The sequence below is a fragment of the Nocardioides pantholopis genome (assembly GCF_003710085.1).
Lineage (GTDB): Bacteria > Actinomycetota > Actinomycetes > Propionibacteriales > Nocardioidaceae > Nocardioides > Nocardioides pantholopis.
The window spans coordinates 1,344,249-1,365,501 of record NZ_CP033324.1; the positions used below are offsets into that span (position 1 = coordinate 1,344,249).

Below are 21,253 nucleotides of genomic sequence, written 5' to 3' on the forward strand. Positions count from 1 at the left end.
GGGACCGCCGGACTAGTCATCCGGAGCGATCGGGGTGAGGCACCCGGTCAGCCACCGGCGCGGGCAGCGGGGGCGCCGGATTCAGCCCGGTGCCTGCGTCGGCCGTAGGCTGGAGTCCCCGAAGAACAACAGTGAGGTGCCTGATGTCCGCCGCCGTGCCCGAGAGCGTCTTCCCCCGGCTCGAGCCCCGGCTCCCGTCGGTCTCGAAGCCGATCCAGTACGTCGGCGGCGAGCTCAACTCGACCGTCAAGGACTGGAACTGCGGCGACGCGACCGCGGAGGGCGAGACCGTCCGCTGGGCGCTGATGTACCCCGACGCCTACGAGGTCGGGCTGCCCAACCAGGGCGTGCAGATCCTCTACGAAGTCCTCAACGAGCGCGACTGGATCCTCGCCGAGCGCACCTACGCCGTCTGGCCGGACATGGAGAAGGTGCTGCGCGAGGGTGACGAGCAGGGCCCGATCCCGCAGTTCACCGTCGACGCGCACCGTCCGGTCGGCGCCTTCGACGTCTTCGGCCTGAGCTTCTCCACCGAGCTCGGCTACACCAACATGCTCAACGCCCTCGACCTGGCGGGCATCCCGCTGCACGCGGTGGACCGCGGCGAGGACGACCCGGTCGTGCTCGCCGGCGGCCACGCGGCGTTCAACCCGGAGCCGATCGCGGACTTCCTCGACGCCGCCGTCCTCGGCGACGGCGAGGAGGTCGTGCTGGCGATCTCCGAGGTCGTGCGCGAGTGGAAGGCCGAGGGCCGACCCGGTGGGCGCGACGAGCTGCTGCGCCGGCTCGCGGTCAGCGGCGGCGTCTACGTGCCCAAGTTCTACGACGTGACGTACGCCGAGGACGGCACCATCGAGGCAGTCGTCCCCAACCGCCCGGGCATCCCGTTCCGGGTCCGCAAGCACACGCTGATGGATCTCGACGCCTGGCCGTACCCGCGCAAGCCGCTGGTGCCGCTGGCCGAGACCGTGCACGAGCGGTTCAGCGTCGAGATCTTCCGCGGCTGCACCCGCGGCTGCCGGTTCTGCCAGGCCGGGATGATCACCCGCCCGGTGCGCGAGCGCTCGATCGAGACGATCGGCGACATGGTCGAGAACGGCATCCGCTCCACCGGCTTCGAGGAGGTCGGGCTGCTCTCGCTCTCCAGCGCCGACCACACCGAGATCGGCGAGGTCGCCAAGGGGCTGGCCGACCGCTACGACGGCTCGAACGTCTCGCTGTCGCTGCCGAGCACCCGCGTGGACGCCTTCAACATCACCCTCGCCAACGAGTTCTCCCGCAACGGCCGCCGCTCGGGGCTGACCTTCGCCCCGGAGGGCGGCTCGGAGCGGATGCGCAAGGTGATCAACAAGATGGTCACCGAGGAGGACCTGATCCGCACGGTCGCCACGGCGTACTCCCACGGCTGGCGCCAGGTGAAGCTGTACTTCATGGTCGGCCTGCCGACCGAGACCGACGACGATGTTCTCCAGATCGCCGACCTGGCCCGCCGGGTGATCGCCAAGGGCCGGGAGGTCTCCGGGCGCAACGACGTGCGCTGCACCGTCTCGATCGGCGGGTTCGTGCCGAAGCCGCACACGCCGTTCCAGTGGGCCGCGCAGCTGGACCACGAGACCACCGACCAGCGGCTGAAGAAGCTGCGGGACACGGTCCGCGAGGACAAGAAGTTCGGCCGCGCCATCGGGTTCCGCTACCACGACGGCAAGCCCGGGATCATCGAGGGACTCCTCTCCCGCGGCGACCGCCGGGTCGGCCGCATCATCGAGGCCGTGTGGAGCGGCGGCGGCCGGTTCGACGGCTGGAGCGAGCACTTCTCCTACGACCGCTGGACCGCCGCGGCCGACGCGGCGCTCGCGGGCACCGGCGTCGACCTGGGCTGGTACACCACCCGGGAGCGCGGCTACGACGAGGTGCTGCCCTGGGACCACCTGGACTCGGGACTCGACAAGGACTGGCTCTGGTCGGACTGGGAGGACGCGCTCGCGGTCGCCGACGGCGCCGACGTCGAGGTCGAGGACTGCCGCTGGACGCCGTGCTACGACTGCGGCGTCTGCCCGGAGATGAACACCGAGATCCAGATCGGCCCCACCGGCAAGCAGCTGCTGCCGCTCAGCGTGGTCTGAGGCCTGGTCGCCGGGGCGCTCGGGTCGCTCGGGTCCCCGGTCAACCGGGGATCCCCGCGCTTCTCGGGCATTGCAGTGCCCCAAGCGCGAGAACTGCCCGAGGAACCGGGGCCAGCTGGGCTGCCACCGTCCGCTCCACGCAGCGGTGAGCCAGCCACCGTCGCTCCACGCAGCGGTGAGCCAGCCACCGTTCGCTCCACACAGCGGTGAGCCAGCCACCGTTTCAGTCGGACGTTCGGTGGCTGCCTCACCGCTGGCTGGCGTACGGCGTGAGGTTCGGTGGCTGGCTCACCGCTGGCAGAGGTACGCCGGGGCCGCTGGCAGGCGTACGCCGGAGCCGGTGAGCGGCCGGCCCTCAGCCGACCGGCTCGGTCAGCTTCTCGCCCCCGGTCGCGGCGACCACGCAGGCGACCTTGTCGCCGGCGTCCGGGTCGGTGCGGTCGGTGATGTGGATCGCCTGCAGGTCGGCGGTCGGGTCGGGGACCCAGCCGTCGGTCGCCTCCATGCACAGCCGGCCGCCGTAGCTGCTGTCGTCGCGGTACCGCTCGGCCTCGGCCGAACTCAGCGTGACGGTGTCGATCACCTCGGCGTCGTGCCTCTCGTCGCACGGGACGATGTCGAGGCTGGTGAACTCGTCGGCGTCCTCGGCGGTCAGCCCGCGGGCGTCGAAGCAGTCGCCCCGCGACAGGTCGTTGACGTCGTCGAGCGAGTTGACCCCGACGGCGATCAGCGCGACCAGGGCGGCGGTGGCGAGCATCCCCACGACGCTGACCACGATCGCGGCGATCGCCATGCCCGTGCCGTGATTGCGGCCGTCGCGTCGACTCCGGCGCAGCACGATCACGCCGAGCACGATGGCCGCGATGCCGAGGACGCCGGTGCAGGAGAGGAACGCCAGCACCAGCGCGGTCGCCGCCATCGCCTGGGACGGACGCGGCTGGGCCGACCCGCCGGGGAACGGCTGGCCGTAGGGGTGCCCGTACGGCGCCGGCGGCTGCCCGAACGGCGGTCCGGCCGGGTGCCCGTACGGCGTGGGCTGGCCGTAGGGAGCCGCGGGCGGGGCGCCGTACGGGTTCGCCGGGGGCGGACCGGGGTACGACGGCGGCGCCGCCTCGCCCTCGGGGTGGTTCGTCGCGTCGCCGGGCGTGCCGGGGTCCGAAGGAGGCTGCGTCACGAGGGCACGCTATCGGTCGGCAGCTGGTCCTCGACGTACGCCGGGCGCGACAGGTAGTCGCCGAGGAGCAGCTGCGGCACGATCAGCACGATCAGCACCACCAGCGGTGCCGTCCACCCGTGGGTGACGTCGTGGAGCAGCCCGATCCCGAAGGGTCCGACCCCCGCGATCAGGTAGCCGGTCGCCTGGGTGAAGCCGGAGAGGGCAGCGGTCCCCTCGGGGGTCCGCGACCGCAGCCCGATCAGGGTGAGCACGATCGGGAACGCCGTCGACCCCACGCCGACCAGGAGCGCCGCCGGGACGGCGAGCCCGTGCGGCGCCAGCAGCAGGAAGGCGTAGCCGAGCGGGTAGCACAGCATCACCGCCCACATGATCCGGCGCTGGTGCGGGGTGCGCGCCAGCAGCGCGGGCAGCCACAGCGAGAACGGGATGGAGGTCGCGGCGACCAGCCCGACCAGCAGGCCGGCGGTTCCGGCGGAGTACCCGTGGTCGCGCCACAGCGTCGCGAACCAGCCGAACACGACGTACGCCTGCAGCGACTGGAGGCCGAAGAACACAGCCATCGCCCGCCCGACCGGCGTCCGGGCGACGGCGGTGAACCGGATCCTGGTGCCGGTGCGGTCCAGGTTCCGGTCGTGCGCCACCAGGCCCAGCCAAGGGACGGCGGCGATCACGGCCAGGCCGGCCCAGACGCCCAGGCCGGCCCGCCAGCTGCCGACGGCGTCGGCGACCGGGACCGTCAGCACCAGCGCGCAGGTCAGGCCGATGGCCAGCACCGTCGTGTAGAGGGCGGTGACCCGGCCGATCCGGTCCGGGAAGTGCAGCTTCACCAGGGAGGGCAGCAGCACGTTCGCGACGGCCATGCCCGCGAGCGCGACCAGCGAGAGCAGCAGGAACGGCAGTTCCTGGCTGACGGCGGCCCGCCCGGCGAGCCCGACGGCGACGGCGACGACGGCGGCCAGGGTGACCCGGTGGACGCCGACCGCGCGCGCCAGCAGGGGAGCCAGCGCGCCGAAGCAGGCGAACGCCAGCACCGGCAGCGAGGTCAGCAGTCCCGCCGACGCGGCGGACATCGACAGGGCGTCGCGCACCTCGGAGAGCACCGGGCCGACGCTCACTGCGGCGGGGCGCAGGTTCAGCGCGAGCAGCAGGATGCCGAGCAGGACCAGGGGAGCGGAGCGACGCACGGCGGTGATCGTGCCACCCGTTGTCGGCCCGGCTCGAGTGGGTCCGGCCCCCGGGACCCGTAGTGGACTGGACGGCGCGGGTCCAGCGGTCGGACCGTAAGACGCCTGCGCGTTGCCTTCGACACATCGCGGGCTTGGGTTAACGTTTGGCGGTCCGTACGCCTGTGACCAGGAGAACACCCCTCGATGAGTTCCGACGAACGACCTTCGACCGCGATGCGGACGACCGCCGACGACTACGCGCTGTCGTACTACAACGAGGCGCACCTGGGCGGGGCGGGGGAGTACGACTGGAGCAACGACCACTGGCGCGGGTTCTTCACGATGGTGGCCGAGCGCATCGTGGGTCTCGCCGACCCCGCGTCGGTGCTCGACGTGGGGTGCGCGAAGGGACTCCTCGTCCAGGCACTGGCTGGGCTGAAGGTCGACGCCCGAGGCTTCGACATCTCCGACTTCGCTGTCGAGTCGGCCCACCCGGACGTCCGGGACCGGCTCTGGGTCGCGTCGGCGACCGAGCCGATCGAGGGTCGCTACGACCTGATCACCTGCATCGAGGTCCTCGAGCACATGGATGCGGCGGACGCCCAGCGGGCGATCGACGCGATGTGCGCTGCCTCGGACCGGATCCTGTTCAGCTCCACGCCCTCAGACTTCGCGGAGTCCACCCACGTCAACGTCCACCCCACCGCGCAGTGGGCCGCCTGGTTCGCGGAGCGCGGCTTCTACCGACGCACGGACGCCGACACCAGCTTCCTGACGACCTGGTCGATCCTGTTCGAGCGGGCGGAGCTCAGCAAGCGGACGGTCGTCGAACGCTACGAGGCCCAGCTCGCGCCGCTCAACGCCGAGGTCCTGGACAAGCGCCGCGCCCTGCTCGAGGCCCACCGTCGCATCGACCGGCTGACGACCGAGGCGGCCCAGGCCCGTCCCGACGACGACGCCCTGCTCGCCCGGCACGCAGCCCTGGTGGCGCGGGACAACGTGATCGGTCTCGAGGCCCAGGTCGCCACGCTTCGCCGTCAGCTCGAGGAGGGCCGGGCGCGACTGGTCCAGAACCGCAAGAGGCACGCCGAGACCCGTCGCAAGCTCGGCCAGGCCCGCGAGCGCCTCACCCAGGCGCGGGCCCGGGTCGGGAAGCTGCAGCGCGCCCTGCAGCAGCGCGAGCGGGAGGTCGAGGCCCTCAGGGACTCGCGCTCGTGGCGCGTGGGCCGGGCGATCGTCGGGCCGCTCGGGGGTCTCAAGCGGTGAGCGGGTCCGGCGCGACCACACCGGTGTTCTCCGTCATCACACCGGTCTACAACACTCCGGTCGAGGTGCTCGCGGAGACGATCGAGTCGGTGCTCGCCCAGACGTTCGAGAACTGGGAGCTCATCCTCGTCGACGACCTCTCGCCCGACCAGGCGGTCCGCGACGTGCTGTGGCGCTACGCCGAGCGCGAGGACCGGATCACGGTGGTCGAACGCGCGACCAACGGCCACATTGTCGCGGCGTCCAACGACGGGATCGCCCGGGCGCGGGGGGAGTTCCTCGCCCTGCTCGACCATGACGACCTGCTCGACCCCGAGGCGCTGGCGCGCAACGCCGAGGTGATCGAGGAGTACGACGACGTCGACTACATCTACTCCGACGAGGACAAGCTGTCGGAGGACGGCCGTTACTTCGACCCGTTCCGCAAGCCCGAGTGGTCGCCGGAGCGGATGCGGGGGCACATGTACACCTGCCACCTCTCGGTGGTCCGCACCTCCCTGGTGCGCGAGCTCGGCGGCTTCCGCGACGGCTTCGACGGCTCCCAGGACTACGACCTGATCCTCCGGGTGACCGAGAAGGCGCGCCGGATCGTGCACATCCCGGAGGTTCTCTATCACTGGCGGATCGTGCCCGGCTCGACGGCCGGCGACTCGGAGGCCAAGCCCTACGCCTACGTCGCCGCGAAGAAGGCGCTGCAGGAGCACCTGGACCGGCTCGGCATCGACGGCACCGTCGAGCACGGCCGCGCTCCCGGCACCTACGCGATCAGCCGCCGGCTGGACCCCGAGGTGCGGGTCAGCCTGATCGTGCCGACGATGGGCCAGAGCGGGCTGGTCTGGGGCCAGCGCCGCGACTTCGTGGTCGATGCGGTGCGGACGATGCTGTCCCACACCGAGCACGAGAACCTCGAGGTGGTGGTGGTCTACGACCCGCCGACGCCGCCCTCGGTCCTGCAGCAGCTGCGCGACATCGCCGGCGATCGCCTGGTGCTGGTCCCGTTCAACCGGCCCTTCGTCCACGGCGAGAAGATGAACGTCGGTGTCCTGCACTCCACCGGTGAACGCCTGGTCATGCTCAACGACGACCTCGAGGTGATCACGCACCGGTGGCTCGAGGAGCTGGTCGCGCCGCTGGACGAGCCCGACGTGGGGATGACGGGCGCGAAGCTCCTGCTCAGCGACACCACCGTCCAGCACGCCGGGCACGCGTACGCCCACAACCACTACTTCCATCCGTACTTCCGAGCCCTGCACGACGAGCTGGGCGCGTTCAACCCGCTCGTGCTCAACCGCGAGGTCAGCGGGGTGACCGCCGCCTGTGCCGCGATCCGACGCGACACCTACTTCGAGATCGGCGGCTTCACCGAGCAGCTGCCCACCCACTACAACGACGTCGACTTCTCCTACAAGGTGCGCAGTCGCGGTCTGCGTATCGTCTGGCTGGCGAACGTGGAGCTGTTCCACTTCGAGTCGGTCTCGCGGGGCCGGGACCCGGTCCCGCCGGCGGAGAAGCGGTGGTGCACCCAGCGCTGGGGGCACCCCAGGACCGACCCGTACCTCCCCACGGCCTGACCGACGGATCCACCCAATCGTCCCCGCAGCAAGTTAGGACTCCTGCAACGAGCGAGGTGCTCATGAAGCGTGGTTCGATCTACGACGTCGTCGTGGTGGGCGGGTGCGGCCACGTCGGCCTGCCGCTCGCCATCGCGTTCGCCGACCGCGGCCTGAAGGTCGGCATCCATGACCTGAACGCCGACGCGGTCAAGCTCGTCGAGAGCGGCCAGATGCCGTTCCAGGAACCATCCGCGACCGAGGTCCTGGAGCGGGTCCTCGCCGCCGACCGGCTCTCCGCGACGACCGATGCGTCGGTGATCGCCGACGCCGACGCCGTCGTCGTCGTCATCGGAACCCCCGTGGACGAGCACCTCAACCCCGACCCGCACACGGTGGCCCGAGCGCTGCGCGACGCGACCGAGCACTTCCGGGACGGGCAGCTGCTCGTGCTGCGCAGCACCGTCTATCCCGGGGTCACCGCCGGCGTCGAGCGGATGTTCGCCGAGGCCGGCATCGCCCTGGACGTCGCGTTCTGCCCCGAGCGGATCGCCGAGGGCAAGGCCATGGAGGAGCTGTTCACGCTCCCGCAGATCGTCTCGGGCCGCACCCAACAGGTGCGCGACCGTGCCGCCCGCCTGTTCGGCCACCTCACCGAGAGCGTCGTGGAGCTCGACCCGGAGGAGGCCGAGCTCGCCAAGCTCTTCACCAACACCTGGCGCTACATCAAGTTCGCCGCAGCGAACCAGTTCTACGTGATGGCGAACGACCACGGGCTCGACTTCGACCGGATCCGCCGCGCGCTCGCCCAGGACTACCCGCGTGCGGCGGACATGCCCGGTGCCGGCTTCGCCGCCGGTCCGTGCCTGTTCAAGGACACCATGCAACTGGCCGCCTTCAGCGACAACTCCTTCGTGCTGGGGCACTCCGCGATGCTGGTCAACGAGGGGCTCCCGCTCTACCTGGTCTCGCACCTGGAGAAGAACCGCGACCTCTCCGAGCTCACCGTCGGCATCCTCGGCATGGCGTTCAAGGGGGAGAGCGACGATATCCGCTCGAGCCTGTCCTACAAGCTCAAGCGGATCCTGGAGTTCCGGGCCAAGAACGTGCTGACCACGGACCCGTACGTCACGGTGGACCAGAGCCTGTCGTCGATGGAGCAGGTGCTCGCGGAGTGCGACCTGCTCATCATCGGTGCGCCGCACCCGGAGTACCGCGAGCTGGAGACCGAGCTTCCCGTGGTCGACGTCTGGAACCTGCGGGGGATGGGCAGCCTCGTATGAGTCTCGGCGTCTCCGTCGTGATCCCGGCCTACAACGAGGGTGAGGCGATCCTGCCTGTCCTCGAGCGGATCACCGACTCCGTGGAGTCCGAGTACGAGGTCCTCGTGGTCGTCGACTTCCCGGAGGACACCACCGTCCCGGTGGTGGCGGAGTTCGCTCGCGGGAACCCTCGGGTGCGCACGGCGGTCAGCACCTACGGGCGGGGCCCCGCCAACGCGATCCGGTTCGGCATCGACCAGGTGACGAACCCGGTCGTCGTGGTGACCATGGCCGACGGCAGCGACGACCCGCGGCAGATCGACGATCTGGCCCGCCTGGTCAACCGCGGGGTGGTCGTCGCGGCCGCCTCCCGCTACAGCGCAGGCGGCCAGCAGGTGGGCGGCCCCCTGCTCAAGGGCGCGCTGTCCCGGGGCGCGGGCCGGTCCCTCGGCCTCCTCGGCCGGGTCGGCACCAAGGACGCCACCAACAGCTTCAAGGCCTACTCCACCGACTTCATCCGCGAGGTGGGCATCCACAGCCGCAGCGGTTTCGAGATCGGGTTGGAGCTCACTGCGAAGGCAAGGCGGCTGCGCCGGCCGGTCGCGGAGCTCCCGACGATCTGGCTGGACCGCGAGCTGGGGGAGTCCAGCTTCCAGCTCCGGGCGTGGGTCCCCAAGTACCTGCGCTGGTACCGCTTCGCCTTCGGCCCAACCCTCACCCTGGACCAGGTACGCCGCGAGGCCGACCGCATCGCCGCCCTGAACAACAAGCCCTGAACAACAAGTCCTGACCGCAACCGTCACCGCAACCGAAAGTCCACTGACATGAGTGCAGACCGCCAGAAGGTCCTCGTCTCCGGTTCCGCCGGCTTCATCGGCGGCTACGTCGTCGAGGAGCTGCTCAGCCGCGGCTACCAGGTCGTCGGCATCGACAACTACTCCAAGTACGGGCCGGTGGAGAAGTCCTACGACAGCCACCCGGACTACGACTTCGTCGAGGACGACGCCCGCGACGTGCAGCTGATGACCAAGCTGCTCGCGGACTGCGACCACTTCGTCGCCGGCGCGGCCCTGATCGGCGGCATCTCCTACTTCCACGCCTACGCCTACGACCTGCTCGCGCAGAACGAGCGGATCATGGCCTCGCAGTGCGACGCCGCGATCGAGGCGCACCGCAGCGGCAAGCTGAAGAAGGTCACCTACCTGTCCAGCTCGATGGTCTTCGAGTCCACGGAGCACTGGCCCTCCAAGGAGGGCGACGAGCGGAAGATCCCGCCGCCGCTGTCCTCCTACGGATTCCAGAAGCTCGCTGTCGAGTACTTCGCCAAGGCCGCCTGGGACCAGTACCAGCTGCCGTACACGATCGTGCGGCCGTTCAACTGCGTCGGCATCGGTGAGGGCCGGGCCCTCGGCGACGTCGAGGTCGACTCCGGCAACGTGAAGCTGGCGATGAGCCACGTGGTTCCCGACCTCGTCCAGAAGATCGTCAAGGGCCAGGACCCGCTGCACATCCTCGGCGAGGGCAACCAGGTCCGGCACTACACCTACGGCGGCGACCTCGCCCGCGGGATCGTGGAGTGCATGAGCCAGGACGCGGCGTACAACGAGGACTTCAACATCTCGACCCCGGAGTCCACGAGCGTGCGCGAGCTGGCCGAGGTGATCTGGCGCAAGATCAAGGGCGACGCCCCGCTGACCCTGGTCAGCGACCCGGCCTACGAGTACGACGTCCAGAAGCGCGTCCCGGACGTGCAGAAGGCCAAGGACGTCCTCGGCTTCGAGTGCACCACGTCGCTCGACGAGATGCTCGACGAGGTCATCCCGTGGGTCACCCAGGCGGTCCGGGACGGTCGGCTCTAGTGGCCCCAGGCTCGGCGCAGAGGCTGCTGGCCTCCCGCTGGGCGCCGATCCTCGTCCTCGGTCTCGGCCTGCTGGTGCAGGCCGGGATCCTGGTCCATCTCTCCGACCGGCTCTGGTTCTTCGGTGACGACTGGGACTTCCTGCTGCGGCGCGGCCTCACCAGCGATCCGGAGCTCTCGTTGCTGGAGCCGCACAACGAGCACTGGTCGACGGTGCCGATCGTGCTGTTCCGCTGCCTGTTCGTGGTCTTCGGGCTCGAGCACTACCTGCCGTACGCGCTGATGCCGATCGTCGCCCACGTGCTGGTCTGCGTGCTGCTGTTCGTGCTGCTCCGGAGCGCTCGGGTCTCACCGTGGGTGGCCGTCCTCACCACGCTGGTCGTCGCGTTCCTGGCCGGCGGCGCGGGGGCGGAGAACACACTGTGGGACTTCCAGATCGGGTTCCTCGGCGCCTGCGTGTTCGGCTTGGTGGCGCTGGTTGCCGTGGACCGGGAACGACGCTGGTCGCTTCCGGTGGCGGCCGTCGCGCTCGTGCTCGGGCTGATGTCGGCCGGCATCGGGCTGGTGATGCTGTTCTGGGCGGGCCTCCTGACCCTGCTGCGGCACGGGCCCAGGCGTGCCGGGTTGGTGGTCGTCGTGCCGACCGCGGTGTACGCCGTCTGGTACCTCGGCTACGGCCGCGCTGTGCACGGCGTGCCGCCGGTGCCCTCCGCTGCTCCGGCGGCGGCCATGAAGGGGCTCGGCAACGTGTGGTCGGACGCCCTGGCCATGCCGGGTGCGGGGGCGGCGATGCTGCTCGCGCTGGTGGCGGCCGTGGTGCTCCCGCGACACGGCCAGCGGCTGTTCACCCTGGCCGCCTCCGGGCTCGCCGCCCTGTTCGTCGCCTATGCGCTCTTCGGCTACACGCGCTCGGGTTTCGGCGAGGGAGCGACGATGGCGGAGCGCTACCTGTACTTCGGCATCGTCTTCAGTGCGCCCGCACTGGGCGCCGGGTTCGACGTGCTCGCCCGCCGGCTGCGTGGCCGGTCGTGGGCCCAGCCGGCCGGCTGGGCCGTCGCCGCGACGGTGGCGGGCGCCCTCGGGGTCGCGCACGCGGTCCAGTTCGCCGACGCCAGGGTGCAGACCATCGGCGCGCTGCAGGAGCGGGTCGTGGCGGCGACCCAGGTGGTCTCGAGCGGTCAGCGGCTCCTCGGTGAGTTCGCGGAGCCCCAGCTGAATCCCGACATCCAGGTGCCGGCGCTGCGCGATGCCGAGGTTCGGGACTCGCTGCCGAAGGTCCAGGTCGACGCGCAGGCTCTGCTCGACGCGCGCGGAGTGCTCCAGGTCGACGTGCGGGAGGCTGCCTTCGACCTGCCCTTCGCTCCCGAGGTCGCCTGGATCGGCTTCGGCCGGCAGGCCGCCGGAGTGGAGCAGCTGTCCGGCTGTACGTCGCGGGTGGCGGAGGCCGGCGCCCGGTTGGAGTTCGCGGTCTCGCGAGCGCCCCGCCAGCTCGCCGTGGCGGCGAGCGGTGAGGTCCTCAACACGCAGCTGAGTGTCGGCGGCAGGACCAGCGTGGCGCGGCCTTGGCCGATCCAGGCCGGCGCTGCGGTTCATGTGGGCGTGAGCGCGGAGCAGACGACTGTGCGAATCCTCCTCGAACCCGGGCCGGTGACGGTCTGCGGCAGGCCGTGAGGGTGAGCGCCCGTGGACCTGCTGGCCGCCCTGCTCCTGCACCTGACCCTGACGGGTCTGCCGATAGCGGCCGGAGCGCTGGGCTGGGCCCGACGCGGGGTCCGATCCGTGCCGGTGCTGCTGGCGCTGGGGTTGGCGACGGGTGCCGGGCTGGCGATGGCGACGTTCTGGGCCTTCACGTTGTCGCCCACGGTCGGGAAGGTCTTCAGCGTGGCTGCCCTCGCAGGGTCGCTGATGACGATCGGCCTCGCTCTGCGCGGCAGCGGGGTGCCGCGCGACCTGCTCCGCGCGCTCGGGGTGCCCTTCGGGCTCTGGGCCCTGGGCTCGTGCTTCCTGCTGCTCCTGGGCTTCGCCCATGGTGGGGCCGCGACGCCGATCGCGACCGCCACCACGCGGTTCACCCATCAGCTGCCCGGTGACAGCCAGATTCCCTTCTTCTACGCCACGGTCTTCTACGAGGGCTTCGACGGCCCGCCTCCGCAGTTCCCCGGTCAGTGGCTCTCCAGCGACCGTCCGCATCTGCAGACCGGCTACCTCCTCGGGCACCGGCTGTGGGAGTGGGGCGACCCCGAGCTCCAGTACCAGGTGGGCGGAGTCGTGCTCCAGCAGCTGTGGATCATCGGGTTGTGGGCCCTGCTCTCCGCGTGCGTGGGGCCGACCACCCGCGCGCTCGTCATGGTCGCGGCTCTGCTGAGCGACCTGACGATCACCAACGGGTTCTTCGTGTGGCCGAAGCTGCTGCCGGTGGCGCTCCTGCTGGCCCTGACGGCGGTGCTGGCGACCGGCCATCAGAGGTGGATCCGGCGGGACTGGCGGGGGGCGGTGCTGGTGGCCGCCCTGGCCACCCTGGCCATGATGGGCCACGGCTCCAGCGTGTTCGGGCTCCTCGCCCTCCTCGTCCTCGTCGTGGTCCGGACCGTGCTGGCCGGCCCCTGGCCGAGCTGGCGCTGGCTGGGCGCCGCAGCGGCGGTCGCGGCGCTGGTGCTGGCGCCGTGGAGTCTCTACCAGCAGCACGTCGACCCACCGGGGAACCGGGTCCTGAAGTGGCACCTGGCCGGCCAGGTGGACGTCGACGAGCGTGGGACGGTCGAGACGGTCATCGACGCGTACCACCGGGTCGGGCTCGACGGCGCACTCGAGAACAAGTGGTGGAACCTGCGGACGATGGCGGGCGTCGCGTCCGACCGCTACCAGCCCGGACCCGGCGTCGGTCCGGTCGAGGCAGTCGTCAAGGAGCGTCGTGCCTCAGCCTGGTACGGGTTGCTGCCGAGCCTCGGCCTCCTGCTCCTGGGACCCGTGGCCCTCCTGGTCGGCTGGCGTGAAGCTTCCCGCCGGCCTGCGGACCGAGACTTCGCCGTCCTGTCGCTGGGGCTGGCGGCCGTCGGTGCCCTGGCCTGGGGGATGGTGCAGTGGGGGCCGCCGGCCGCCATGTCCGTCCTCCACGCCGGCAGCCTGCTGCTGCCCCTGCTCGCGCTGTGCGGGTGCGTGGCGGCGCTGCGCGCGGTGTTGCCCCGGGTGGCGATCGCCTGGGTGGCCCTCTACGCGTTGGTCCAGCTCCTGCTCTACGTGCCGTCGTTCGATCCGCCGCGCGGCACGACGTACTCGGTGCCGCTCCTGCTGGGTTCCGCGGCCTGCCTGGCGGCGTACACCGGTGTCGTCACCCGAAGTGTCGTGGCCGGGCGGCGGGGCCGACGCCGATGCGACCTGCGTCACGGCTAGGGTCGGCCCATGCGCGAGGACAAGGCCCCAGGGACGCCACTCACGAAACGCGATCTCGGCGCGGAAGTACAGCGCAGGGCGATGAAGGCCCGCCGCGACCAGTTCCTCCGGCTCTACGACTTCAGTCAGGGGCGCGGCCTGGAGATCGGGCCGCTGGATGCCGGCATCGCCGATCCCGACGTGCACGACGTCCGCTACGTCGACATCTTCGACACCGCCGGCATCGTCGAGCACTACGCGGACGACCCCAACGTCATCCCCGAGCTGGTCCCGCACATCGACTTCCCGATCTACCAGGACGGCGAGCCGCGGCCGCTGGGCGAGGCGGCCAAGCCCGGGGGCCCCTACGAGTGGGTGCTCGCCTCGCACGTCATCGAGCACGTCCCGGACGTGATCGGCTGGCTGGAGCAGATCGCCCAGATCACCACCGACGGGGCTCGGCTGTTGCTGGCGGTGCCCGACCGCCGGTACTGCTTCGACCGGCACCGCCCGCCGACGACCATCGGGCAGGCCCTGGACGCCTACGAGGAGCAGCGCACCCGCCCGACCCCGGGCACGGTCTACGACTTCTTCAGCACGGTGGTCTCCGTGGACACGCCCGGTCTCTGGGCCGGTGGGCGCCCGCCCGGGCGCAGCGCCCGCATCCACGACCTGAACTACATCCGCTCCCAGGTCGAGCGGGCCCGGTCCGGTGAGTACATCGACTGCCACGTGTGGACCTTCACACCGGAGGCGCTGCTCGAGCAGGTTCAGGAGCTGCGCGAGATCGGCCTGTGCGACTGGTACGTCGAGCACGTGGAGCCGAGCCGCGGCACCGTGGAGTTCCTGGCCGTCCTGCGCCGCCTGCCGCGCGACGGCGATCGGTCGGTCCCCGCGGAGCCCGCGGTGTCGGACGACGTGCCGTCCTGGCTCGCCGACGAGGTCCAGGCCCGGGACCGGCTGCGCAAGGTGCGCCGCTCCCTGCGGGCCGAGCGGCAGCGGGTCCGGGTGCTGCGCCGACGCAACGAACGGCTGCGCGCCCGGCTCGCCGAGGTCGACGTCCCGGTGGCCGCGCGGCTGCGGGGCGCCGTGGCCCGACGCCTGCGGGCCCGACGCGGGTAGGCCGGCCGGCTCAGCGGGAGGCGACGACGAACGCCTGGGCGCCGAGCAGTCGCCAGGCCGGTCTGACTCGCAGGTACAGCCGGGCGAGAGCGGCGTTCGACGGCAGCCGTCCCTTGGTCGAGAACGGGAGGAACCGGGGGATGCAGAGGTCGACGTGGAAGCCGGTGGCGCGCAGCACCTCGACGAGCGCTCGGTCGTCGATGGGCGTGATGTGGTCGAAGAACATCCAGTAGTCCTTCGCGCAGTAGCGGATGTTCGGCTGGAGCACGAGCAGCTTGCCGCCCGGGGCGAGGACTCGCCGGACCTCCTGGAGCGTGGCGACGATCGTCTCCCGGGAGACGTGCTCGAGGAAGTTGCTGAGGAAGACCCGGTCCACGGTGCCGGTCGCGATCGCGTCCATCTGGTCCGAGCGCGACACGTGCGCCGTCACGCCGGGCGCCGCCCGGTGCTTGACGTCGGGGTTGAGGTCCACGGCGATCCTGGTCGAGGCCCGGATGTTGTTGATGAACTCGCAGTGCCCGGCGGCCAGGTCGAGGACGGTGGCGTCCTCGGGGATCCAGGCCTGGAAGAAGTCCGAGCACAGCACCGTCCACAGGGCCGTTCGACGGCGCTCCTCGCTCGCGAAGCGCTGGGCGTAGAGGGCACGCAGGTGCTCGGGCTCCGAGGTCATGGACTCCCTCTCGTCGGTGCCGGCTGCGCGTCATCCTAGGGGCGGTTCGCGCACGCGGGGCGCGAACCGTGGCGCTCGCCGCGCCGTCCGTGTTGTCATGACCTCACGTTCGGCACCGCCCGTGCGGCGGCCGCCGAGGCCCACCGAGCCCGACCGGGAGTTCCCGTGACGTTCTTCGAGCACCCCCAGTCGCTGTGCGAGTCCCGCCAGGTGGGGGAGGGGACCCGGGTCTGGGCCTTCGCCCACGTCCTGCCCGGCGCGGTCATCGGTCGGGACTGCAACATCTGCGACGGCGTCTTCGTCGAGAACGACGTCGTGGTGGGCGACCGGGTGACCGTGAAGGGCGGCGTTCAGCTGTGGGACGGGGTCCGGCTGGAGGACGACGTCTTCGTGGGACCGAACGCGACGTTCACCAACGACCCGTTCCCGAGGAGCCGGCGCTACCTGGAGAAGTACGGCGCGACGACGGTGCGCAGCGGCGCCTCGATCGGTGCGAACGCCACCATCCTCCCGGGGCTGAGCATCGGTCGGGACGCGATGGTCGGCGCCGGCAGCGTCGTCACCAGGGACGTGCCCGACCACGCGATCGTCGTCGGCAACCCGGCACGGGTGACGGGGTACCACGGAGCCCGCCGAGGCGACCCGGACGCGACGGCCGAGGGACCCGGGGCATCCGACGGTGCCGCCGACACGGTGGCCACGGTGTCGCTCGCCCGGGCCGGGGCCCTGGCCGCGGGCGAGGTGGGGCCGGACCTGCCGTTCCAGCCGCGCCGCTTCCAGGTGGTGGGCGACTCGCCGAGTGCCCAGGGCTCCGGCGCGCACGCCTACCGGGTGACCCGCCAGCTCCTGGTCTGCCTGTCCGGGTCGCTCCGGGTCCTGGTCGACGACGGCGTGCGGCGACGCGAGCACACCCTCGACCGCCCGGACCAGGGGCTCTACCTGCCGGCCCTGACCTGGGCGGCGCCGTACCGACAGTCCGCGGGGGCCGTGCTCCTCGTGCTCGCCTCGGAGCCCGACGACCCGGGGGACCGGGTCGAGGACTACGAGCAGTTCACCGGGCTGGTCGCCGCCCGCGCCTGAGCCCGCCGCCGGAGGTCCGTACGCTGGGGTCCGTGCGTGAGCAGCCAGAGCAGCAAGCCCCACCCGTCCAGCGACTGCGGATCCGCTACGCCAAGCGGGGACGGCTGCGCTTCACCAGCCACCGAGACTTCTCCCGGGCCTTCGAGCGGGCGATCTTCCGGGCCCGCGTGCCGATGGCGTACTCCTCGGGGTTCAACCCGCACCCGCGGATCTCCTACGCCAACGCCGCGCCCACCGGCTCGGCCAGCGAGGCGGAGTACGTCGAGATCGGGCTCGCGCAGGTGCTGGACCCCGCCGCCGTGGCGTCCGCGCTCGAGGAGGCCCTGCCCGACGGGCTCGACGTCGTCGAGGTCGCGGAGTCCCCGGGCGGCTCGCTCGCCGACCTGCTCGAGGCCAGCCACTGGCAGCTCGACGTGCCGGCGAACCCGGTCTCCGCCGAGGCCGCGGTCGCGGCGTTCCTCCAGGCCGAGTCCGTGACCGTCGAGCGGATGACGAAGAAGGGGCTGCGGGAGTTCGACTGCCGGGGCGCGGTCGTGGCGCTGTCCGCCGTACCGCACGGGGACGGGTCCCGGCTGGACCTGGTCCTGCGCCACGGCGTCCCGGCCGTGCGGCCCGACGACGTGCTCACCGGGCTGCGGGCCGTGGGCGGACTGGAGACCGGCCCGGCTCCGCTGCTGACCCGGGTGTCCCAGGGGCCCCTGGACCCCGAGACCGGGACGGTCGGCGACCCGCTGCATCCGTCGGTATGACGGCATTCTGCGCGCCGTGTGCGATACTCGCCACGGTCGACGACCGATGACGGTCTCGCGGGAAGGGCCTACAGGTCAGGTCCGTGAGCACGACACGGGAGTCGACCCGACGACGTTCTCGCCGGTCCCCGCCAGGGGTCGGCACAGCGGGAGCCACTCGTCGCCAGACCGCGACGCGGCCAGGTGGGCTCGGTGACAGCGAGCCCTTCACACAGTTCTCGGACTGGGCCCGGCGACCGCGGCAGGTGATGAACGGCCCTCGTTGACGCACCGCGGAGGGTGTCGCCGCCACCGAAGGCTTTGCGCCGTCGGCTCTGATCACCCGGGCCGCCGGCGTCTGACACGCCCGGCCGCTCAGCGCGCCGGGTCCGAGGAGCAGCACATGCCCGACGACCAGCTCGACCCCACCACCGCGGCCGCCGAGGCCGCCGCCGCGAGCGAGACAGCCGGGGCGCGGTCCGCCCCGAGCGACGAGGCGCCGGCCAAGAAGGCCGCCGCTCGCAAGAGCGCCGCCAAGAAGGCCCCCGCTGCTAAGAAGGCGCCGGCGAAGAAGACCGCTGCGAAGCGCACGACGAAGAAGGCGGCCGCCGCCGCGGAGGCCGATCCGATGCTCGTCGAGGTCGCCGAGGCCCCCGTCGCGGAGAGCACCCCCGCAGCGGCCGACCAGGCGCCGGACGCCGAGGCCGCTCCCGCGAAGAAGACCGCGCGCCGGGCCCCGGCGAAGAAGTCCGCCACCAAGAAGGCCACGACCCGGTCCCGCGCCGCCGCGGCGCCCACGGAGCCGGTCGAGGAGCCCCCGGCCGCTGAGAGCTCCGCCGAGAGCCCCGCAGCCACCTCCGGGCAGGCCCCCGAGCAGGCGGCCGGTGTCGCGGCTCCGCTGTTCCAGGCGCCGGTGACCGTCACGACCACGACCCGCCGCAGCCGGCGGGGCGCGGCGAAGAAGACCGCACCCGTCGAGCCGCCGACGACCGTCGAGGACGAGGCGGCCGAGGACGAGGCAGCCCTCGTCGCGGCGGCCGACAGCGCGCTTCCGGCGGCGGACGCCGACCCGGACACCGCCGAGATCGACATCTCCGAGATCGACACCGCTGCTGGCGCCGAGGACGGCGCCGGCGAGGACAGTGCCGGTGACGACAGCGACGACAGTGACGACAGCGACGACGGGGAGCGCGAGGGCGGGGCCCGTCGCCGCCGCCGCCGCGGCGGGCGTCGCCGCCGCAAGTCCGGCGACGGTGGTGCGGAGGCCGGCGACGGTGCGGACGAGGACCAGTCCGAGACCGACGCCAGCACCGACCCCGCTGGCTCCACCGGCCCGGAGAACGAGGGCGGCGAGGAGCAGTCCGGCGAGGCCACCTCGCGTCGTCGTCGTCGGCGCCGCCGTTCCGGAGAGGGTGGCGGCGACGCCGGGGACGACCCGGAGAACACCGTCACCCGGGTCCGCAAGCCCCGGTCGGCCGAGGACGAGATCACCGCGATCGCCGGCTCCACGCGCCTCGAGGCGAAGAAGCAGCGCCGCCGGGACGGCCGGGAGGCCGGTCGCCGTCGGGCCCCGATCGTGAGCGAGGCCGAGTTCCTGGCCCGCCGTGAGGCAGTCGACCGGGTCATGGTGATCCGCCAGCGCGACGACCTCACCCAGATCGGGGTGCTCGAGGACAAGGTCCTGGTCGAGCACTACGTCGCGCGTGAGTCGCAGACCTCGCTGATCGGCAACGTCTACCTCGGCCGGGTCCAGAACGTGCTGCCCTCCATGGAGGCCGCCTTCATCGACATCGGCAAGGGCCGCAACGCGGTGCTGTACGCCGGTGAGGTGAACTGGTCGGCGCTGGGCCACAAGGACGGTCAGCCCCGCAAGATCGAGTCCGTGCTCTCGTCGGGGCAGCCGATCCTGGTCCAGGTCACCAAGGACCCGATCGGGCACAAGGGCGCCCGCCTGACCAGCCAGATCAGCCTGGCCGGCCGGTTCCTCGTCTACGTCCCGGACGGCACCACCAGCGGCATCTCCCGCAAGCTGCCCGACACCGAGCGCAACCGGCTGAAGTCGCTGCTCAAGGAGATCGTCCCCGAGTCCGCCGGCGTGATCGTGCGCACCGCGGCCGAGGGCGCCAGCGAGGACGAGCTCACCCGCGACGTGGAGCGGCTCAAGTCCCGCTGGGAGGACATCGAGAAGAAGGCAGCCAACAAGAGCGCCGGCGCCCAGCTCCTCTACGGCGAGCCGGACCTCACCCTCAAGGTCGTCCGCGACCTGTTCACCGAGGACTTCGGCCGGCTGGTCATCGAGGGCGAGAGCGCCTGGCAGACGGTGCAGCAGTACGTCCAGCAGGTCGCCCCGGACCTGGAGGAGCGCCTGGAGCGCTACTTCCCCGAGGCGCACGGCGGCCGGGACTCGTTCGCCGAGTACCGGATCGACGAGCAGATCGCCAAGGCGCTGGACCGCAAGGTCTGGCTGCCCTCGGGTGGGTCGCTGATCATCGACCGCACCGAGGCGATGACGGTGATCGACGTCAACACCGGCAAGTTCACCGGCTCCGGGGGCAACCTGGAGGAGACCGTCACCAAGAACAACCTTGAGGCGGCCGAGGAGGTCGTGCGCCAGCTGCGGCTGCGCGACATCGGCGGCATCATCGTCGTCGACTTCATCGACATGGTCCTGGAGTCCAACCGCGACCTGGTGCTGCGTCGCCTCGTGGAGTGCCTGGGCCGGGACCGCACCCGGCACCAGGTGGCCGAGGTCACCTCGCTGGGCCTGGTGCAGATGACCCGCAAGCGGATCGGCACCGGCCTGGTCGAGTCGTTCAGCGAGAACTGCGAGCACTGCCAGGGCCGCGGCGTCGTCATCTCCGACCAGCCGGTCGAGCCGCGCCGCGACGGTGGCGACCAGGACCGCGGCCGCTCCGCGGGCCGTCGCCGGGGCAAGGGTCGCGGCGGGGACGAGCAGTCCGGCTCGGCTCCCCAGTCGGGCCAGTCGGGCCAGTCGGGCCAGTCCGGACGGCAGTCGCCGCCGAAGCCGCCCACTCCCAAGGACGTGGCCGCGATGGCCCGGCCGGAGTCCGCATCCCTGCCCGCCGACGAGCAACTCGACGAGCAGCCCCACGAGCAGCCGTCCGACCAGCCGGAGGAGTCCAGCGCCCCGGTCGAGCAGGTGCCGGACCAGCCGGTCGAGCAGGTGCGGGACCAGTCGGCCTCCCAGTCGATCCCAGAGCCCGCCCGCGAGGACGCACCCTCCGCCCCGAAGGTCGTGACCCGGACTCGCCGGCGCGGGTCCAGTCGGCCGGCGGAGCAGCCGGAGGCGCCCGCCGTGGAGCAGTCCGCCGTGGACCAGCCGACGACGGAGGCGCCCCAGGCCGCCCCTGAGGCACCCGCCGTCCCTGAGGCCCCCGCGCCCGCCGCGGTCACGGAGGACGCCGGGACCCCCCGGGTCGTGACCCGGACCCGCCGGCGCAGCGCGAACCGACCGGCCGGGCAGCCCGAGGACGCCACGGTGGTGGTCGTGACCGAGCCGGAGCCCGTCTCCGTGCCCGAGCCGGCCGCCGCGCCGGCCGAGCCGGTCGCCGCGGCACCGCGTGTGGTCACCCGTACGCGCACCCGCAGCGCCAACCGCCCCGCCGGCCCGCCGGCGAGCACCGACGGCAGCGCCCGGTCCACGGACCCGGACGGGGGAGCGGACGACACCGACGGGGCCGCACCCGCGCCGGTGAAGAGGAAGGGCACCCGCAAGCGCTGAGGCTGGGGGCTCCGGGCGCCGCCCGTTTTGCCGGGAGTGCCCGGAGTCCGTAGTATTGAGCCTCGGTGCGTGGACACGTGCCAACCCCGTGTGGCGCACCACTTCTCGGCATGGCTGTCTCGGCAGCCTCCGGCTGGTGT

The 21,253-nt window shown here is 72.0% G+C and carries 15 protein-coding genes; 12 read left to right on the forward strand and 3 right to left on the reverse strand.

Annotated elements, in window-relative coordinates:
• Positions 1 to 143 precede the first annotated feature (143 nt).
• Complete coding sequence (locus EBO35_RS06420) at positions 144 to 2,123, forward strand: TIGR03960 family B12-binding radical SAM protein (protein ID WP_122816989.1); 1,980 nt, start codon at positions 144 to 146, stop codon at positions 2,121 to 2,123.
• A 355-nt stretch (positions 2,124 to 2,478) separates the two neighbouring features.
• On the opposite strand, the gene EBO35_RS06425 is transcribed toward EBO35_RS06420, so the two are convergent.
• Both EBO35_RS06425 and EBO35_RS06430 read right to left on the reverse strand, forming a co-directional pair.
• Positions 2,479 to 3,297 carry a DUF4190 domain-containing protein gene (locus EBO35_RS06425; RefSeq protein WP_122816990.1) on the reverse strand — a complete coding sequence of 273 codons (819 nt, stop codon included), beginning with the start codon at positions 3,295 to 3,297 and terminating at the stop codon, positions 2,479 to 2,481.
• Positions 3,294 to 4,484 (reverse strand): MFS transporter, encoded by a 1,191-nt coding sequence (locus EBO35_RS06430; protein WP_241153893.1) that lies wholly within the window; start codon positions 4,482 to 4,484, stop codon positions 3,294 to 3,296. The genes EBO35_RS06425 and EBO35_RS06430 overlap by 4 nt, the downstream gene beginning before the upstream one ends.
• Before the next feature lie 186 nt (positions 4,485 to 4,670).
• On the opposite strand from EBO35_RS06430, the gene EBO35_RS06435 reads away from it, so the two are divergent.
• The 8 genes from EBO35_RS06435 to EBO35_RS06475 all read left to right on the forward strand — a co-directional run bounded on the left by EBO35_RS06435 (position 4,671) and on the right by EBO35_RS06475 (position 14,893).
• Positions 4,671 to 5,732 (forward strand): class I SAM-dependent methyltransferase, encoded by a 1,062-nt coding sequence (locus EBO35_RS06435; RefSeq protein WP_122816991.1) that lies wholly within the window; start codon positions 4,671 to 4,673, stop codon positions 5,730 to 5,732.
• Positions 5,729 to 7,303, forward strand: coding sequence for a glycosyltransferase family 2 protein (locus EBO35_RS19400; RefSeq protein WP_164477844.1), 1,575 nt, complete (start codon positions 5,729 to 5,731; stop codon positions 7,301 to 7,303). Before EBO35_RS06435 ends, EBO35_RS19400 begins: the two co-directional genes overlap by 4 nt.
• A 62-nt stretch (positions 7,304 to 7,365) precedes the next feature.
• Positions 7,366 to 8,565 (forward strand): nucleotide sugar dehydrogenase, encoded by a 1,200-nt coding sequence (locus EBO35_RS06450; RefSeq protein WP_122816992.1) that lies wholly within the window; start codon positions 7,366 to 7,368, stop codon positions 8,563 to 8,565.
• Complete coding sequence (locus EBO35_RS06455; protein WP_122816993.1) at positions 8,562 to 9,320, forward strand: glycosyltransferase family 2 protein; 759 nt, start codon at positions 8,562 to 8,564, stop codon at positions 9,318 to 9,320. Before EBO35_RS06450 ends, EBO35_RS06455 begins: the two co-directional genes overlap by 4 nt.
• A 48-nt stretch (positions 9,321 to 9,368) precedes the next feature.
• Positions 9,369 to 10,403 (forward strand): NAD-dependent epimerase/dehydratase family protein, encoded by a 1,035-nt coding sequence (locus EBO35_RS06460; RefSeq protein ID WP_122816994.1) that lies wholly within the window; start codon positions 9,369 to 9,371, stop codon positions 10,401 to 10,403.
• Positions 10,403 to 12,073 (forward strand): hypothetical protein, encoded by a 1,671-nt coding sequence (locus tag EBO35_RS06465; RefSeq protein WP_122816995.1) that lies wholly within the window; start codon positions 10,403 to 10,405, stop codon positions 12,071 to 12,073. The genes EBO35_RS06460 and EBO35_RS06465 overlap by 1 nt, the downstream gene beginning before the upstream one ends.
• Before the next feature lie 12 nt (positions 12,074 to 12,085).
• The gene (locus tag EBO35_RS06470) at positions 12,086 to 13,792 is read left to right on the forward strand and encodes a hypothetical protein (RefSeq protein ID WP_122816996.1); all 1,707 of its coding nucleotides are present in this window, start codon (positions 12,086 to 12,088) and stop codon (positions 13,790 to 13,792) included.
• Positions 13,793 to 13,873: 81 nt separating this feature from the next.
• Positions 13,874 to 14,893 carry a methyltransferase domain-containing protein gene (locus EBO35_RS06475; protein WP_164477845.1) on the forward strand — a complete coding sequence of 340 codons (1,020 nt, stop codon included), beginning with the start codon at positions 13,874 to 13,876 and terminating at the stop codon, positions 14,891 to 14,893.
• A 10-nt stretch (positions 14,894 to 14,903) separates the two neighbouring features.
• Here EBO35_RS06475 and EBO35_RS06480 read toward each other — a convergent pair whose 3' ends face one another.
• Positions 14,904 to 15,563: a methyltransferase domain-containing protein gene (locus EBO35_RS06480; protein WP_206422692.1), complete on the reverse strand. Its 660-nt coding sequence runs from the start codon at positions 15,561 to 15,563 to the stop codon at positions 14,904 to 14,906.
• Positions 15,564 to 15,728: 165 nt separating this feature from the next.
• Between EBO35_RS06480 and EBO35_RS20285 the strand changes: the two genes are divergently transcribed.
• The 3 genes from EBO35_RS20285 to EBO35_RS20410 all read left to right on the forward strand — a co-directional run bounded on the left by EBO35_RS20285 (position 15,729) and on the right by EBO35_RS20410 (position 21,113).
• On the forward strand, positions 15,729 to 16,643 hold the full coding sequence (locus EBO35_RS20285; protein WP_122816998.1) for a WxcM-like domain-containing protein: 915 nt from the start codon (positions 15,729 to 15,731) through the stop codon (positions 16,641 to 16,643).
• Positions 16,644 to 16,675: 32 nt separating this feature from the next.
• Entirely contained in the window at positions 16,676 to 17,392 is a 717-nt protein-coding gene (locus EBO35_RS06490; protein ID WP_122816999.1) for a TIGR03936 family radical SAM-associated protein, read from the forward strand.
• 382 nt (positions 17,393 to 17,774) lie between these two features.
• The gene (locus EBO35_RS20410) at positions 17,775 to 21,113 is read left to right on the forward strand and encodes an Rne/Rng family ribonuclease (protein WP_122817000.1); all 3,339 of its coding nucleotides are present in this window, start codon (positions 17,775 to 17,777) and stop codon (positions 21,111 to 21,113) included.
• The last annotated feature ends 140 nt before the right edge of the window (positions 21,114 to 21,253 follow it).

Bases quoted from the DNA above. Each gene is read 5' to 3' on its own strand.
- EBO35_RS06420 (WP_122816989.1), top strand. From the start codon at position 144: ATGTCCGCCGCCGTGCCCGAGAGCGTCTTCCCCCGGCTCGAGCCCCGG.
- EBO35_RS06435 (WP_122816991.1), top strand. From the start codon at position 4,671: ATGAGTTCCGACGAACGACCTTCGACCGCGATGCGGACGACCGCCGAC.
- EBO35_RS06450 (WP_122816992.1), top strand. From the start codon at position 7,366: ATGAAGCGTGGTTCGATCTACGACGTCGTCGTGGTGGGCGGGTGCGGC.
- EBO35_RS06455 (WP_122816993.1), top strand. From the start codon at position 8,562: ATGAGTCTCGGCGTCTCCGTCGTGATCCCGGCCTACAACGAGGGTGAG.
- EBO35_RS06460 (WP_122816994.1), top strand. From the start codon at position 9,369: ATGAGTGCAGACCGCCAGAAGGTCCTCGTCTCCGGTTCCGCCGGCTTC.
- EBO35_RS06475 (WP_164477845.1), top strand. From the start codon at position 13,874: ATGAAGGCCCGCCGCGACCAGTTCCTCCGGCTCTACGACTTCAGTCAG.
- EBO35_RS06480 (WP_206422692.1), bottom strand. From the start codon at position 15,563: ATGACCTCGGAGCCCGAGCACCTGCGTGCCCTCTACGCCCAGCGCTTC.
- EBO35_RS20410 (WP_122817000.1), top strand. From the start codon at position 17,775: ATGCCCGACGACCAGCTCGACCCCACCACCGCGGCCGCCGAGGCCGCC.